Origin of the sequence: Paenibacillus sp. LjRoot56 (assembly GCF_964253335.1) — a bacterium.
GTDB classification, from domain to species: Bacteria; Bacillota; Bacilli; order Paenibacillales; family NBRC-103111; genus Paenibacillus_E; species Paenibacillus_E allorhizoplanae.
In genome coordinates this window covers 47391-63163 of sequence record NZ_CAXURV020000006.1, presented here as the reverse complement: position 1 = coordinate 63163, position 15773 = coordinate 47391, and the positions used below count along the sequence as shown (strand labels likewise).

At 47.7% G+C, this 15773-nt stretch carries 13 protein-coding genes; 12 read left to right on the top strand and 1 reads right to left on the bottom strand.

What is annotated here, in order from left to right:
* Nucleotides 1-12: 12 nt before the first annotated feature.
* The 7 genes from ACSQ8O_RS33725 (at nt 13) to ACSQ8O_RS33695 (ending at nt 6825) form a co-directional block, all read left to right on the top strand.
* Nucleotides 13-1452 carry a sulfatase-like hydrolase/transferase gene (locus tag ACSQ8O_RS33725; RefSeq protein WP_436245260.1) on the top strand — a complete coding sequence of 480 codons (1440 nt, stop codon included), beginning with the start codon at nt 13-15 and terminating at the stop codon, nt 1450-1452.
* A gap of 277 nt (nt 1453-1729) precedes the next feature.
* Nucleotides 1730-2704, top strand: coding sequence for a formylglycine-generating enzyme family protein (locus tag ACSQ8O_RS33720; RefSeq protein ID WP_436245259.1), 975 nt, complete (start codon nt 1730-1732; stop codon nt 2702-2704).
* A 193-nt stretch (nt 2705-2897) separates the two neighbouring features.
* Nucleotides 2898-4415, top strand: a complete 1518-nt coding sequence (locus tag ACSQ8O_RS33715) for an extracellular solute-binding protein (protein ID WP_436245258.1) — start codon at nt 2898-2900, stop codon at nt 4413-4415.
* 79 nt (nt 4416-4494) lie between these two features.
* Nucleotides 4495-4881 carry a sulfatase-like hydrolase/transferase gene (locus ACSQ8O_RS33710; protein ID WP_436245257.1) on the top strand — a complete coding sequence of 129 codons (387 nt, stop codon included), beginning with the start codon at nt 4495-4497 and terminating at the stop codon, nt 4879-4881.
* 55 nt (nt 4882-4936) lie between these two features.
* Complete coding sequence (locus ACSQ8O_RS33705) at nt 4937-5323, top strand: hypothetical protein (protein ID WP_436245256.1); 387 nt, start codon at nt 4937-4939, stop codon at nt 5321-5323.
* On the top strand, nt 5298-6176 hold the full coding sequence (locus tag ACSQ8O_RS33700; RefSeq protein ID WP_436245255.1) for a sulfatase-like hydrolase/transferase: 879 nt from the start codon (nt 5298-5300) through the stop codon (nt 6174-6176). The genes ACSQ8O_RS33705 and ACSQ8O_RS33700 overlap by 26 nt, the downstream gene beginning before the upstream one ends.
* Nucleotides 6109-6825: a chitobiase/beta-hexosaminidase C-terminal domain-containing protein gene (locus tag ACSQ8O_RS33695; RefSeq protein ID WP_436245254.1), complete on the top strand. Its 717-nt coding sequence runs from the start codon at nt 6109-6111 to the stop codon at nt 6823-6825. The genes ACSQ8O_RS33700 and ACSQ8O_RS33695 overlap by 68 nt, the downstream gene beginning before the upstream one ends.
* Nucleotides 6826-7318: 493 nt before the next feature.
* Here the strand turns inward: ACSQ8O_RS33695 and ACSQ8O_RS33690 are convergent, their stop codons facing one another.
* The gene (locus ACSQ8O_RS33690) at nt 7319-9097 is read right to left on the bottom strand and encodes a sulfatase (RefSeq protein WP_436245253.1); all 1779 of its coding nucleotides are present in this window, start codon (nt 9095-9097) and stop codon (nt 7319-7321) included.
* Between the two features lie 368 nt (nt 9098-9465).
* On the opposite strand from ACSQ8O_RS33690, the gene ACSQ8O_RS33685 reads away from it, so the two are divergent.
* The 5 genes from ACSQ8O_RS33685 (at nt 9466) to ACSQ8O_RS33665 (ending at nt 15668) form a co-directional block, all read left to right on the top strand.
* Nucleotides 9466-10239: an SDR family NAD(P)-dependent oxidoreductase gene (locus ACSQ8O_RS33685; protein ID WP_436245252.1), complete on the top strand. Its 774-nt coding sequence runs from the start codon at nt 9466-9468 to the stop codon at nt 10237-10239.
* Between the two features lie 187 nt (nt 10240-10426).
* On the top strand, nt 10427-11296 hold the full coding sequence (locus ACSQ8O_RS33680) for an ABC transporter permease (protein ID WP_436245421.1): 870 nt from the start codon (nt 10427-10429) through the stop codon (nt 11294-11296).
* An 18-nt stretch (nt 11297-11314) separates the two neighbouring features.
* Nucleotides 11315-12202 (top strand): carbohydrate ABC transporter permease, encoded by an 888-nt coding sequence (locus tag ACSQ8O_RS33675; protein ID WP_436245251.1) that lies wholly within the window; start codon nt 11315-11317, stop codon nt 12200-12202.
* A 113-nt stretch (nt 12203-12315) separates the two neighbouring features.
* Nucleotides 12316-14061, top strand: coding sequence for a sensor histidine kinase (locus tag ACSQ8O_RS33670; protein ID WP_436245250.1), 1746 nt, complete (start codon nt 12316-12318; stop codon nt 14059-14061).
* 20 nt (nt 14062-14081) lie between these two features.
* Nucleotides 14082-15668, top strand: a complete 1587-nt coding sequence (locus tag ACSQ8O_RS33665; RefSeq protein WP_436245249.1) for a response regulator transcription factor — start codon at nt 14082-14084, stop codon at nt 15666-15668.
* Nucleotides 15669-15773 lie beyond the last annotated feature (105 nt).

Below are 15773 nucleotides of genomic sequence, written 5' to 3'. Positions count from 1 at the left end.
GGGGGGATTTCCATGAACAGTAAACCAGACATGTTAGTATTTTTAAGCGATCAGCATCACGCGCAGTATGTTGGCTATGAAGGGCACATGCTGGTACGCACGCCGCACTTGGATCAATTGGCTAAAGAAGGTACTGTGATGAGCACGGCATATACTTCATGCCCGATTTGTGTTCCTTCGAGAATGTCAATGCTAACCGGACAGCTGCCGGAGAAAACGGGCATTTACACGAATGAAGGAGCGCTTGGCAGCGATCAAACAACCTTTCTGCACGGCATCGCTGCGCAAGGCTATGAGACCGTGCTGTGTGGGCGCATGCATTTTCTCGGTGAGGATCAGCGGCACGGGTTTACGCGCAGAATTATGGGGGAGCTAACACCGTTGTTCTGGGGTCGCTATGGCCCGGCAAGGTCAGACCTCGGTCCATATGTCGGTACGATGGCGAATCAAAGCTTGAAAATTATCGGCGGCGGGACATCGCCTGTGCTCGAATACGATAAAGCGGTCATCAAGGCGGCATTGGACTATTTACAGCAGGACCATGGTAAGCCGCAATGCATCGTCGTCGGGACATACGGCCCGCACCATACTTTTGTTGCACCGCCGGAACGCTACACGTACTACAAAGAGCAGGTGGACATTCCGGAGTCGTTCTTGCACGATGACGGTCATCCCTTCCTGCGAAAGCTTCGTCAACAGCATCAGCTGACGGAGGGAAATGTCAAGAGGCTTCGCGCGGCCTATCTGGGAATGATCGAAACGATTGACAGTCAGGTTGGGGAAGTGCGAGGAGCTTGGAACCAGTACCTGCAGCGCAGCGGCAGACCTGGCATGTTCGTCTACATCTCCGATCACGGAGAGCAAGCCGGGGAGCACGGACTGATCGGGAAGAACACCTTTTACGAGGGATCGGCGAAGATACCTATGATTGTTGAAGGAGAGGGAGTCGCTCAAGGACGTACCATTTCTCAGCCAGTTAGCATCATGGATCTGGGACCAACGCTTTGTGCGTATGCCGGAGCGAAAACGCCGCCAAGGCAGGATGGTATCAGCTTGAAGCCGCTGCTGAGCGGGGGAGAGGAAGATGAGGAGCGCATCATCGTCTGTGAATATGTAGCCATGCTGGAAGGTTGCAACGTTCCTGGGCGCATGCTGCGGGAGGGAAGCTGGAAGTATGTCGCCTATGCGTTTCATGAGGAGCACAATCAATTATTCGATCTGAGTTCCGATCCGTTGGAGATGCACAATGTGATTCACGAAAGAGCAGACATCGCTAAGCAGTTCCAAGCGGAGCTCGATGTATCGTGGGATATTCCCTCCATCATTGAGAAGCATCAAGTAAGAGTAGAGCATCATCGATTATTGGCGGAGTGGGGACTGGCCACGGATGTAAAGGAGCACGAGAGATGGCCGGTGCCGGAATCGGCTACTAGGCTGCATGTCATTGAATAGAATAGAGGTGCTAAGATGAAATCCATTTCCTGGACGCTGCTGGGACAAATCTATTGGTCATTTTTCAAAGTCGATCCGGTGACGTTCGGCGGCGGCTATGCCATGATCCCATTAATATCGGCGACCTGATCATGGAGATGCTCTGGGCTATGCTCTTTTTTAGTGCTTCCTTGCTGGCCCATGTTCGGTTTCGCATGCATCCTTTTTACGTTATTATCATTTCAGGCCTATCGGGCGTCGCAATTTACAGTTAGCTTACATTAGGGGGATGTTTTTCATGGAAAATAAACCGTCGTGCTGCGGGGCCTCAAGACCAGCTTCTTCAGGGACAACCTTCCAACTTGAAGCTTCTTTTTCCACATCGTCGAGGTGTACAGCTGACACTAGAGAAGGGATGATTTTGCTGGATGGGGGCACTTTTCTGATGGGTACGGATGATGTGGAGGGCTTTCCTTCGGATGGCGAGGGGCCGGTTCGCAACGTAACCGTTAGTCCATTTTATATTTCCCCGTACACGGTCACGAATGCGGAGTACAAACTATTTGTTGACGCTACGGGCTATAAAACAGAAGCTGAGCAGTTCGGCTGGTCCTTTGTTTTCCATCTTCTAGTTTCGAAGGAAACAGCTCAAAAGGTCACACAATTGGTGCAGAAAACACCATGGTGGTGGTCGGTTGAAGGCGCTTATTGGCGACATCCGGAGGGGCCGGATTCGACTATTGAGGATCGTCTGAACCATCCAGTGGTGCATGTGTCATGGAACGATGCGATGGCCTACTGCAAGTGGTCAGGCAAGCGTCTTCTGACGGAGGCGGAATGGGAGTATGCCGCACGCGGTGGACTCGTACAAAAGAGATATCCTTGGGGAGACGTTCTCAAACCGGACGGCAAGCATATGTGCAATATTTGGCAGGGGAAATTTCCGGAAAAAAATAACGCCAGCGACGGCTACATCGGAACCTCGCCGGTGCATGCTTTTCCACCGAACGGCTACGGATTATACCAAACGTCTGGAAATGTATGGGAATGGTGCGAGGATTGGTTCAGCAAGGATTTCCACTTAACGGAGAAGCCGGTCAACCCTAAGGGGCCATCGACCGGACAGGCGAGAATGATGCGCGGCGGTTCGTACCTGTGCCATAGGTCGTACTGCAACCGGTATCGTGTGGCCGCCAGAACGGCCAATACGCCGGATAGCTCTTCGGGTAATATGGGCTTCCGTTGTGCAGCCGATTATATCGAATCGAAGTAAGGAATGCCGAGAAAGACCTAGGAGATCAGGTCTTCTTCTTTTGGCATTAAACAATGATCAGAAACGTCTTTGTATATCCGATTGTAGCGATACTAGTTAATAAATCAGAGAATCGTGTAACGCCAAAATGACTCCGTTGCTCTATGATAACGATGTACCACATAACCGCTGAAAGAACGAAAGGGGAAAACATATGAAGAAAAAGTTATTGGTTTTGTGTGCGCTTGCAATCTCGATAAGTTTAGTAGGCTGTTCTAATCAGGATGCTGGAAGCGCCTCACCGCAAAAAAACGAAGGTAAAACTGCAGTGGCTGACGACATGAGCGAAAAGCTGAGCATAACCTGGATGGCGCGTTCCTTCCAAGGGGGGGGGTGGCCGGATGACAACTCGATGATCAAGGAATTGAACAAAAAGTTTAATGTCGATCTTAAGATGCAATGGGTGCCTGCTTCTAACTATAAAGAGAAACTGAATGTACTTGCGGCTTCGAACGATTTCCCTGATGTGTTCTTGGTGCTTAACCCGGAGTTTAATAAGTGGAAAAAGCAGGGGCTGTTTCTGGATATCCAGCCTGTGCTGAGCCAATATCCAAACTTGTCCCAAATTCCTAAAGCTCCGCTGTACTCGCTTAACCCGAAAGGTAAGCTGCTCGGCCTTCCTTACTATCTAACAGAAAATAGAGATACGTTAAGCGTACGTGAGGACTGGCTGAAAAAATTGAACCTGTCTGCTCCTAAAACCATCGACGAGTTTTACGAGGTAGCTAAAGCGTTTGCAAAGAAAGATCCGGACGGCAATGGACAGCAGGACACAACCGGATTTTCGTTCTATTACGATCAAACGAACAATACGATTGTCGATGCTAACTTCATTATGGCAGGCTTCGGATTATACAACCAATGGAAAGATGTAAACGGTAAATTAGTTCCATATCAAACACAAGTGGAAGAATGGAAAAACTTCCTAACATTTATGAATAAAGCCTATAATGAAGGCGTTCTGGATAAAGATTTCGCCGTTAATAAAATTAGATCAACGGTAGAAAAGTTCGAAGCGAACAAGGTAGGCTTTGCCTATTTGAATCCGAATGATTGGAGAAATCACTTGAACGCAGTTAAAAAATTGGCCCCTACCGCGGTTGTTACAGCCATTGAGCCTCCAAAAGGTCCTACAGGCTTGACAGGTACCCTAAACCTTGAAATGCTCGATAAAAATGTCATCAATGCGAAGATCGATCCGAAAAAGCAGCAGCGGATTCTGAAGATTCTGGATTACTTCCTTTCCTCCGAAGGCTCGGATTTCATTAAGAACGGCATCGAAGGAGTTCATTACAAGAAGGTGTCCGACGGTAAGTTTGAAAAGTTAGAAGCAGCGGACAAAGACCGTCAAAACCTGTTGAACAACTGGGTATTCCGCCCATTCGACCCGGGTATTCAGATGTACAAATGGGAGGACCCGTCTTATCATAAGATGATCAGAGACATGTTCACACAAAACGAAAAACACTCGTGGAAAAATAATGGAGCGGGATTGGAATCTGAAACGGGGGCGAAGGTCGGCGCCAACCTGAACATTAAGTTCATGGAAACGGTCTCGAAAATCATCATGGGCCGCGAGCCGGTATCCGCCATTGAGAAAGCATCCGCAGATTGGCTGGCAGGCGGAGGCAATAAAATCATTGAAGAAATAAACAAGTCTTATACGGAATAAGGCTGTGGTAATATCCCTGAGGAATCACATGCAATGCATGTGGTTCTCTCGGGGGATTTTTGTATGGAGCTGACAAAGTATGAGGATATTGTTTTTGGATTTGTATTCGACGAGCTCGGATCACTTGGGATGTTATGGTTATCAGCGAAATACTTCACCAAATATTGATCGCATTGCGGCAGAGGGCGTTCGATTTACGAATTATTACACCTCCGATGCCCCTTGCGCACCTTCCCGGACAGCGCTGGTGAGCGGCAAATTCGAATTCGTCAACGGTCTTGTCAGGCATGGCGGTACCGCCGGTGACATGAAGCTGGAAGGGACCGAACGCGAGCTGGTGGGCAAGTTGACACGAGGTGGCTCTCTTCCTATCTTCCTACTTAGGTTTAGCTGCCGATTTAAACACGGTATTGATCACTCCGTTCGCACAAAGACATTCGACCTTCCACTTCTATGCCGGATTTAATGAAAACCTAAATAAGGTAAAATATGAAAATTGGTCGGCCGAGCATGTCACGCCAGTGGCATGGGATTGGGTTCAGCGCAACGCGAGCAAGGATAATTGGTTCCTTTATGTTAATTATTGGGATCCTCATACGCCTTACAGTGCGCCACAGGAATTTGGGAACCCCTTTGCATCGGATCCGCTGGCTGATTGGTTGACAGATGAAGAGCTGGACAGACATAAGGAAATGGTCGGTTCGCACTGTGTTCATGAGCTGAACATAGATTATCACAATAAAACTTACAATAACGAAGCCCAGCCTCATTTTCCGAGACATCCCGGCGAGATTCCGCAAGAGCCGAGTTATGTCTTAGCGGGCATCCAAGTGGCGAGAGAATGTCATGGAAATAGAAGCTGGAAGGAAGGGAGCAATAGCAATGACGACAACTACATCTACCAATAGGCCTAATATTCTATGGATTTCTTTAGAGGATACGAGTCCCCGATTCGGCTGCTATGGGGATCCGCTGGCTCGCACCCCAAACATCGACAAACTGGCGGCAGCGGGAACTTTGTACTCTAACGGATTTGCAACGGCAGGTGTATGCTCCCCCAGTCGTTCATCCATCATTACCGGTATGTACCCGACGGCGATTGGAGCGCACCATATGCGCACGGAGCATGTCAATAAATTCACGCCGGAATTGCCTACACCTTATGCTGTCGTCCCCCCGGCTCATGTGAAGACGTTCACGGAATATATGCGCGCCGAAGGTTACTTCTGTACGAATAATTGGAAGACGGATTATCAATTCCCGTCTCCTTTAACTGCCTGGGACGAGAATGGGAGGGAGGCGCATTGGCGTCATCGTGAGCCGGGGCAGCCATTCTTCGCTGTGTTCAACCATATGCTGACGCATGAGAGCAGCATGTGGGGGAATATGATTCGAAAGTATACGGATCCGGAAGCTGTTGAGGATATTCCGCGAGTTACAGATCCGGAATTGGTTAAGTTGCCGCCTTATTTGCCCGATACACTGAAAACACGTGAGTCGGTTGCTAAGTACTATGATCTGATCGCCGAGGCCGATGAGTTTGTCGGCAAACTCCTTCAGCAGTTGGAGGAGGATGGTTTAGCTGAGAACACCATCGTATTCCTGTGGAGCGATCATGGTGAAGGATTTGGGCCCGACCGTACTTTCATTGACGGGAACAACCGTACCGTATCATATGCAAGGGCAGCCTTTCTTGGGCGAGCAGGTGAAATCGAGAGACTACATCTTTGCTACCCGAGACCGTTACGACGAATCCTATGATATGGTTCGTGCCGCACGCGACAAGCAGTATAAATACATTCGTAATTACTATCCGGAGAAGCCGTATTTGCAATGGATTCAATTCAGTCACCAGCATGCGGCTTTCCAAGAACTTTGGAGGCTGGAGCTATCCGGGCAACTGGAGGGCGATCAGAGGCTCTTGATGCAGCATAAGCGGCCCGTCGAGGAACTGTACGATTGCGTGAATGACCCGTATGAAATAAGCAATTTAGCGGACGATCCTGTCTATCGAGTCGAATTGGAAAGACTTCGAACCGTTTTGGACGATTGGCGTGATCAATACGATGTATGGGGCGACGTTCCAGAGGAACGAATGGTGGCTCAGATGTATCCCGGCGGCGTTCAGCCGCAAACCGCTGCGCCCATTTTCATCCCGCTGAATAGCGAACTGCCCGGAAGAGAAGCTACCGCAAACGGTGAATACATCGAACCGACTTCAGTTCTGCTGCACTGCGCTACGCAAGGAGCATCCATTGCTTACACGACGGATAAGGGACTAAATCCGTCTTGGAAGCTTTATACGAAGCCGTTTATTTTGTTGGAAGGAACCACGATTATTCGTGCCAAGGCGGTTCGAATCGGATACAAGGATAGCAAAGAAACCATCGGTTCATTTGTAATCGAATAAGTCATGCTGGCTGCGGTAAGTCATCTTGGGAGTGGGGACCATTCCGAGGTTTCACACAGCCGGCTTTTTACTAACTAAACATGAGAGACCGGTTAGTTGTTTGTACACTTAGATATCGAGATAAAAGTAACGGGCGGGTTTGTTTATGAAAAACTATACTAAAATTAAGATTGATGTCAGGAAACAAAAACATTACTACATGAAAAGACAGCCCTGAACCAAAGTTCGGGCTGTCTTTTCATACGGACTTGCATAGATGTCATACCTTAAGTACCTTAAGTCTTATACAACCATTTGGTGAAAAACAGAAGCTTGATAGTCTGTCGCAGCCTGATTTCACAAAAATTGAGTTTAGCTTGGATCTTCATTTGATTTATAAGATTCTTGTTACATTACCGACAAAAAGAAATAGCGCTAACTGGCTGTTAAGCCAACATCTCAAGCCACCCAAATACGCGCAGTTACTTCGGGACTATGTGTCCGGATATAGACGCTAATTCGTTCGACTAGCAAGGAGCAGAAAGCTTCTTACTAAATCTTTTTGCTCCGGCGGCACTGCATGCTCGGCGAATGTCAGGATGACGTCATGGTTCACTTGCTTGAATCCCATGCCTTTAGCAAACTGCTCGAAGCCTTGCATCAGATGCGTTCTTGCAGCCGCTGGCATCACGGCAAGCAGCCTGCGCCACTGATTTTGCGCACCGCGCGTCCATTCCACGTCTTGCAGAAGGTCCACTTTGGCATGCTCCAATATGGTCGCTTTCTGCTGCGCAAGGCTTGCCTCGTTCATGATTCCGTCTTCCGGTATGCCCAAACGGACGAATTGCTCGGGCGGCGCATCGTTCACGATCATCAACTCCGCAATGATGCGAATGAAACGAAGCTCGGTTGCCGGATCATGAAGTTCGTCGTACTGTGTTGGATCGCTTTCTAGGTCAAACAACTTGGTTCCATATTGATAAGGATTCATCCATTGGAATCCTACAGGAATTTGCAATGTACGGCAGCTCTTCGTGAAGGTGAACGGCTTATGCAATTCAATGTTTTGCAACTCCCCGGGAGTAAACATATTTTTCATATGGGACGGCATGAGCGTGTACTCGTTCAGCGGACCGTTGTCGGGATGTACCGGGCCCCTCATATATACGTATCGCCCATCGGTGCAGTTCACATGTCCGCCGTGGGTGCCGAACAGAGCAGCTTCACGCACCGGTTTGTCCGTCTCAATGGTTTCCCGGAGAGGACGGCCGGTCATGCCAGATGGCAGCGGCAGACTGAAAAAGTCAAGCAGCGTCGGGGCCATATCGACCATCTGCACCAGGCTGTTTCGACGTTCGGCTTTCTTTCCGCTTCTCGGATCCCATATAAACAGCGGGGTATGGGCAATCTCGTTGTACCACGGCATGGAGGATTTTGCCCAATAATCGTGTTCGCCCAGAAGAAAGCCATGATCGGTATTGACGATCAGCATCGTATCCTTCCACATATCGAGCTCGTCCATCAAATCAAGCACTTTGCCAAGATAAGCGTCACACATGCTCAGAAGAGCAGCATACTCAAAGCGTAAGTGGGTGATCTCCTCCGGCGTTTCCCTGACAGGTCCATAGAGAGGCCAATCCAATGTTCCACCGCTGTAGACGTGGGGATACAGATCCCTATACTTCTGAGGTGCATAGAACGGTTCATGAGGATCAAACGTTTCGATCTGAAGGAACCAGCGATCTTCTTCTGCGTTCTTCCGGATAAATTCCATGCCTCTCGTGAACGTTTGGGCTTGCGGGAACTCCTCTTCCTTATCCCGAGCAATATATTCGCGATTGATTTGATCTTGGCGGCGCGATGGTTTCATCATTTCCAGGGGTACCTTTTGTTCAAGTTCCGGACCTTTCACATGCCCTTTCCATAGGTCGCCTTCTTGACCGCGAATGAGCTCATATGTGCTGTACCGGTTATGATAGGTGGCGCCGCCGTCCTCCCAATAATGCTGATGATCGGTGACCAAATGGGTATGTACGCCTTGTTTTTTCAGAAGCTCCGGCATGGAGTCGTCGAACGGCTCTACCGGCCCCCAACTGCGATGAAGGAAGTTGTAGCGCCCTGTGTGCAGCTCCCGGCGCGCTGGCATGCACGGCATGCTGCCCACATAGCTGTTGTCGAATACAACGGTACGCTCCGCAAGCCTCGTGAAATTCGGCGCATGCACCCAATTTCCTCCATAAGGCGGCAACAAATGACGGGTTAACGTATCAAACATGACCATAATCGTGCGCAAATAATATCCCCTCCAGTAAAATTTCTGCTTCTTGGCGCCTTGCGTATATTCTCATTATTATGTGCCTGAACGGCAATTCATTGGGTAATTCGAATTTATTGTATTGTATACTCGGCCAATGTTCTAAGCTATTTCCGACTTCTCATTGTCACTTTTCCGACTTTCATGCGATTATAGACTCGTTTTTGATTCATGTAAGGGTTGTAGACGGATTAAAAGTCAGAAAAGCATTATCAAAAAGTCGATATTTTGTTAGAGACAGCATGCAGTTTTGAAATAACATGATTGCTAACACATCGAAATCCACGCTGAAAACTGATGTGGAAGGTGACTTGTTCAACAATAATATTTCATAGGAGGCAATGAAAATGGGAGTTAATGGTAATTCGGAACGGGAACAAACTGTCGTCGTAACCGGAGCAGGAAGCGGAATCGGTCGTGCGTCATGCTTAAAATTAGTGCAAGCGGGCTTTAGGATCGTTGCCGTCGACTTTAATCGATCAACGGGGGAAGAGACGATTGCCATTATCCGTGCACAAGGCGGGGAGGGTATCTTCGTTCAAGCCGACGTATCGAGGAACGAAGACGTCGAACGGTATGTCAATCTGGCCGTCGATACGTATGGAGGTATAGATGCATTCTTTAACAACGCTGGGGTCATTCAGAAATTTTCTATGCTGACGGACATTGAAGAAGCTGAGTATGACCGCGTCATGAGTGTTAATGTAAAAGGTGTTTTTCTAGGGTTGAAGCATGTTATCAAGGTTATGGAAAAACAGGGATATGGCTCTATAATAAACACGGCTTCTACAGCGGGAATTCGGCCTGAACACAGCATTGCGGCATATACCGCGAGTAAGCATGCTGTAATCGGATTGACGAAAGCGGCGGCGCTGGAGTACGTGAAACGGGGAGTTCGCGTCAACGCGATCTGTCCGGGAGGCGTAGATACAAGCTTAACGAAATCTGTTTCAACGATGATGATGGAAACTGGCTACATTCCGGAAGAGTTATCAAACATGCGAATGGGACGATTTGCCGAGCCTGACGAAATGGCGGAAATGGTTGTATTCCTGGCTTCCGATAAATCCAGTTACATGACGGGATCGATTATTGCGATTGATGGCGGGTTAACGCTATAAAGTCAGAGAATCATTAATGAAAAGTCGGAATTCTGTTAGAGGCGGAATATCGCTTTGAGGTAGGATGATTGGTATAACAGGATGAAGGGAAGAAATACATGTGGCACAACTATCTGGAAAGATTTCACTTACAAATGTACCAGTAAAAAAACGAACTAAATGGCGCAAATATGTACCGCTTATTCTGATGACGCTTCCGGGTTTAACGTATTTATTTTTTAATAACTACCTCCCGATGCTCGGAATCACCATCGCTTTCAAAGATATTAACTTTACGAAAGGATTTTGGGCAAGCGACTGGGTTGGATTTAAAAACTTTGAGTATTTGTTCAAAACATCCGATGCTTTTGTGATTACGCGGAATACGATTCTATACAACGGATCATGGATTGTTCTCGGTACCGCGTTGCCGATCTTCTTCGCTGTACTGCTGAACGAGATCAAAAATAAGTTTTTCGCCCGTTTTTATCAAAGCGTGATTTTGCTGCCGCATTTGATTTCGATCATTATCATCAGTTATTTGGTCTATGCGGGGCTAAGCCTGGATACCGGTTTTATGAACAAAACAGTGCTGCCGGCGCTCGGAATGGATGAAGTTAACTGGTATTTCGAGCCGAAGTATTGGCCGTTCATTCTGACTTTGGTGCATATGTGGAAAGGGATCGGTTTTTCCGTTGTCGTTTACTACGCTTCGATCATCGGAATAGACGAGGAGTATTACGAAGCGGCAAAATTGGACGGTGCAAGCAAATGGCAACAAATCCGATTAATCACTATTCCTCTTATTATGCCGGTTATTATCATGCTTACATTGATGTCTATCGGTCGCATTTTTTATTCCGACTTCGGCTTGTTTTACCAAGTTCCCATGAATTCCGGTTCGCTCTATGATACGACCAATGTTATCGACACTTACGTGTTTCGTGGGCTGTTGGGGACCGGGGATATCGGGATGTCGGCTGCCGCCGGCGCTTACCAATCGGTCGTAGGTTTCGTGCTTGTTATCAGTGCGAACATGATCGTCCGTAAGCTCAGCAAAGACAATGCTTTGTTTTAGCAAGAAGGAGGAGATCAAATGATTACGGAAAATCGCGCATGGCAGTGGTTCGGCCATCTAATGTTTGTTTTACTTGCGGCAGCATGCATCATCCCCTTTGTTCTGTTGATATCTTCATCGTTTACGGATGAGAAAGAAATTTTGCAAAACGGCTATTCCTTTTTACCGAAAGTGTTCAGTACCGAGGCATATACCTACTTATTCAGCGGTGGATCGTCTATCGCTCGGGCGTACGGAGTTACAGTTTTTGTGACGGTCATGGGAACGACTATCAGCTTGCTCATCACGTCCTTGCTGGCCTATCCGATTTCGCGAGCGGATTTTCCGGCACGCAACGCGATTGCGTTATGCATATTCGTGACCTTGCTTTTCCATGGCGGGCTCGTGCCCACCTACCTCGTTTATACGCAGATTTTCGATTTGAAAAATACGATATTGGCGCTCATTATCCCAGGTATATTGATGAACGGTTTTTCGGTTATGCTCATGAGAACGTTCTTTCAGACGTCCATCCCGATGCCTGTCATCGAGTCAGCGAATATGGACGGTGCCGGCGAATGGCGAATTTATTGGTCGTTCGTCCTTCCGCTCTCGATGCCGATCATGGCGACGACGGGCCTGCTGCAAACGCTTCTATACTGGAACGATTGGACGAATGGGACCATTTATTTAACAGACTCCAAGTTGTATGGCATTCAGAACCTACTCAACAGGATTTTATCGGACTCACAATTTTTGGCTTCAAATAATTTTGGGTCCGGTCCCGCGAGCGAAGCTGCCTTGGCTCCGACTGCAGCGATGAAGATGGCGATTGCCGTCTTGGGGGTCATTCCGATCTTGGTAGCGTATCCGTTCTTCCAAAAATACTTTGTCAAAGGAATCGCCATTGGAGCAGTCAAAGGGTAATCCTGGATTGCGCCAGCCTCACCGCCTCGTCTGCGTTGGGGCTTTCTTTATTTGACAAGATTCTTGTTATAAATGAAGGAGTAAGCATGCTACAAAGAAGAGGCGGGAGTACTATGATATCGGCTACAGGCAAATTATCCTTTCGTTCAATTCGTGTCAAGCTCATCAGCGGCGTTTTGATCCTGACTGTTCCTTTAATTGTCATTCTTATTTATAGCAACGCCTATGCCGTTAGCGTTGTCCGCAATCAGGTAGCGGAATCGTACAGCAATATGATGAACCTGTATATGAAGAGCATGGATTCCGGTTTGGAGGATGTGGACAAGTATATCAATAATATGGCGGGCACGGGGATGGAATTGTTCGCGATGGACAAGGCCGAAACGGAAGAAGACTATTATAAGGCAAAGATTGCACTGTATCGAAAGCTGAACGACGATATTATCATGTACAAATCCATCAATGGATTTTTCGTACTATCCCCCAAGTGGGACAATTTTTTGCAAGTGCAAAGCAGCCAGAGCGCTTATTATGATGAAACAATGAACATTCAGCAAGATATTCAAGATCGTCTGAAGGCAACCCCTGACATTAACGGGTTTTATTCCAACAGCTGGGAAACACGGCGGATCGGCAATGTGTATTATTTGTTCCACACGGTTAAGTCAGGTGGCCTATATTTCGGCGCTTGGGTTAGGGCCAGCAATGGAATCGCACCTTTGAAGGAGATCCGTTTCGGCGCAAGCGGAGGGATGTTACTGGCGACGAGGGATGGCACGGCTATGACGGATTCTTCCCTTTCTGAAGGAAACTATCTTGATCTTGTGATCGGCGCGAGTGGGTACAAGATCTCCGGCGACAAGAAAAAGGTACTGGTAGTCGGGGAACAGTCCGATAAGGGAAACTTCAGTCTGGTTTCCTTGATTCCCGACGATGAAATTTTGGAGAAGCTTCCTTATTTTCAACGTCTTGCAACGATGATCCCTTTTATTACCCTTATCTTCATTCCTCTGGGGTTGTTTTTCCTCAGGAAAATTATTTTGCTGCCCCTTAGCCGCTTAATGGCGGCGATGAGAAGAATACACACTGGTAATCTGAGCGCTCGAGTCGAACCCTCTCCCTCGTCGATTGAATTTGAATACGTCCATGCCACGTTCAACAACATGATGGGGCAGATTCAAGGGTTGAAAAACGACGTGTACGAAGAACAGATCAGCAAACAAAGGGAGGAGCTGCAGGCGCTGCAGCTTCAGATCAATCCGCATTTTTTCCTGAATTCGCTAAATATCATCTATAGTTTGGCCAAAGTGAAGGACTATGAACTAATTCTGGAAATGTCGCAATGTTTGATCAAGCATTTTCGTTTTATGTTCAAGAGCACGATGAAGTTTGTTCACATTCAAGATGAGATCGAGCATACGAAGAACTACCTTCGTATTCAGGAATTGAGATTTATGGACAGTCTTTCCAGCGAATGTTCCATTCCTCCCTATGTACTTAATGTCCTTGTGCCGCCGCTCATTATCCAAACGTTTGTCGAAAATACGATCAAGCATTCCGTTACGTTGGACGAGCCTACCCGCATTGCCATTTCGATCGATATCGTAGAGCAAGGGTTGGAGCCATGCATTCAGATCGTCATTCAGGATTCGGGGCAAGGGTTTCCCGATTCCGTTCTGGAAGCTATCAGGCAAGGAAGTCGTTTAACGAACGAACAGGGTGAGCATCTCGGCATCTGGAATGTCCAACGGAGGTTGAACCTGCTGTATCAGGATCGAGCACAGATCGAGTTCTCTAACGCGACGCCGACCGGCGCGGTAGTGAAGATGTGGCTGCCCTTAAATACGGCCGAAACTTAGAAGCTGGGAGGACAACAACCATGTACAGCATGCTGATTGTCGATGATGAAATCCATGTGGTCAAAGGCCTGATGGCTAGTATGAACCTTGAAAGCCTACATATCTCGTCCATCCACTCTGCCTATAATATTCGACAAGCGAAAGAAATTTTGCTTGCGCATCGGGTTGATATTATGCTTTGCGATATCGAAATGCCGCAAGGAAGCGGACTGGAGCTGCTGGAGTGGGTGAGAAGCTACTGCCCGAATTTGGAGACGATTTTTCTAACGAGTCATGCGGATTTTACGTATGCCAAGCAAGCGATACAGCTCGGCTGCCTCGATTATTTACTGAAGCCTGCGTCGGACGAAGAATTGGAGCAAGTGGTCCGGAAAGCGCAAGGGAAAGTGAACCAAATCAGTGAAACGAACCAGATTCGGAAATTGTGGGCTTATCATCATCCGGTTGTGCTGGAGAGATTCTGGCTTGATTTGTTGTACCAAGTGATTCCATCGGAGTCTAGCGCCATCCAAAGCGTCTTGACCGAACGGAATCTACCAGTGACGGAGAGCATGCTGTTCGTGCCTATACTTGTCAGTATCCACCGCTGGCAAAAGGAATTGACGCTGCGGGAAGAGAAAATCATGGAATATGCGCTTAAAAATTCAGCCGAGGAATTGATCGCGGGCAAAGGAATGAGCGGGCAAATTTTAACGATCGATCGGGGAGCGATCCTCATTATTCTGCCTTGCGAAGAAAGCGATGATATGGAAGCTTTGCAGCGAAACTGCGAGGCGTATATCGATTCCTGCCGGAGTTTTTTTTATTGTGAATTGTCCTGTTATATCGGTAATCAGACCAAACCGCAGCAGTTGCAGGTAGGGCTGGAACAATTAAAACGCTTTGAGAAAAATAACGTTGCTTTCGAAAATAAAGTCTTCCTGTTAACCGGCGCCGCGCCTCCAGTAGCCATATCGGTTTCCTTGCCAGATATGAGCAACTGGTCCTTGTATCTGAAACAAGGAAATGGAGACAAAGTCGCCCATGATGTGGACGCTTATTTCAGCCATCTCATCGCTAGCGGTGAAATCGATGCTAAGCTGTTGCAGGAGTTTCATCAAAACTTCCTGCAAATGGTTTATTTTGTTCTTCATTCCAAAGGAACGCCTGCCCATCAAGTATTGTGCGACCCCTCTTCGATGGAGATGTCCCGCAACGCGAGCTGTTCCGTCAAGGATATGATGGTTTGGATCCAGCATACCATTGCCAAGGTCGTATCCGGTACGGCCGTTATGGAACATGCGGCTGCCATGGTGGAGGCTGTCAAGCAGTATATTGCGGAGCATTTGAGCGAGAGCGAGTTATCCAGGGAAGAGATCGCGAATCATGCGTTCCTGAACCCCGATTATTTGTCGAGGGTATTCAAGAAGGAAACGGGAATCTCTATCATGGATTATCTGCTGCAGGAGAGGATCAAGCTGGCCAAAGAACTGCTGGCGAAGACGGGGATGTCGATCGGCCAGATCGCATTGGAGGTTGGCTTTACCTATTTTGCTTACTTTTCCAAGGTGTTCAGGAAGCAAACGGGTTTAAATCCCAATGAGTATCGGCAAAAATTCGGGGAGTAGCGAGAGAAATCAATAGTCGGAAAAGTGATAAGAAATAGTCTCGATATTGTTAGAGAGTCGTTTCACAGATGAGATAACATAAGTGATGTAAGTAATCCTAGTTCA

What these genes read in the sequence shown, in the direction of transcription:
- ACSQ8O_RS33725 (WP_436245260.1), top strand. Translation starts at nt 13, where the DNA reads ATGAACAGTAAACCAGACATGTTAGTATTTTTAAGCGATCAGCATCAC.
- ACSQ8O_RS33720 (WP_436245259.1), top strand. Translation starts at nt 1,730, where the DNA reads ATGGAAAATAAACCGTCGTGCTGCGGGGCCTCAAGACCAGCTTCTTCA.
- ACSQ8O_RS33715 (WP_436245258.1), top strand. Translation starts at nt 2,898, where the DNA reads ATGAAGAAAAAGTTATTGGTTTTGTGTGCGCTTGCAATCTCGATAAGT.
- ACSQ8O_RS33710 (WP_436245257.1), top strand. Translation starts at nt 4,495, where the DNA reads ATGAGGATATTGTTTTTGGATTTGTATTCGACGAGCTCGGATCACTTG.
- ACSQ8O_RS33700 (WP_436245255.1), top strand. Translation starts at nt 5,298, where the DNA reads ATGACGACAACTACATCTACCAATAGGCCTAATATTCTATGGATTTCT.
- ACSQ8O_RS33685 (WP_436245252.1), top strand. Translation starts at nt 9,466, where the DNA reads ATGGGAGTTAATGGTAATTCGGAACGGGAACAAACTGTCGTCGTAACC.
- ACSQ8O_RS33680 (WP_436245421.1), top strand. Translation starts at nt 10,427, where the DNA reads ATGACGCTTCCGGGTTTAACGTATTTATTTTTTAATAACTACCTCCCG.
- ACSQ8O_RS33675 (WP_436245251.1), top strand. Translation starts at nt 11,315, where the DNA reads ATGATTACGGAAAATCGCGCATGGCAGTGGTTCGGCCATCTAATGTTT.
- ACSQ8O_RS33670 (WP_436245250.1), top strand. Translation starts at nt 12,316, where the DNA reads ATGATATCGGCTACAGGCAAATTATCCTTTCGTTCAATTCGTGTCAAG.
- ACSQ8O_RS33665 (WP_436245249.1), top strand. Translation starts at nt 14,082, where the DNA reads ATGTACAGCATGCTGATTGTCGATGATGAAATCCATGTGGTCAAAGGC.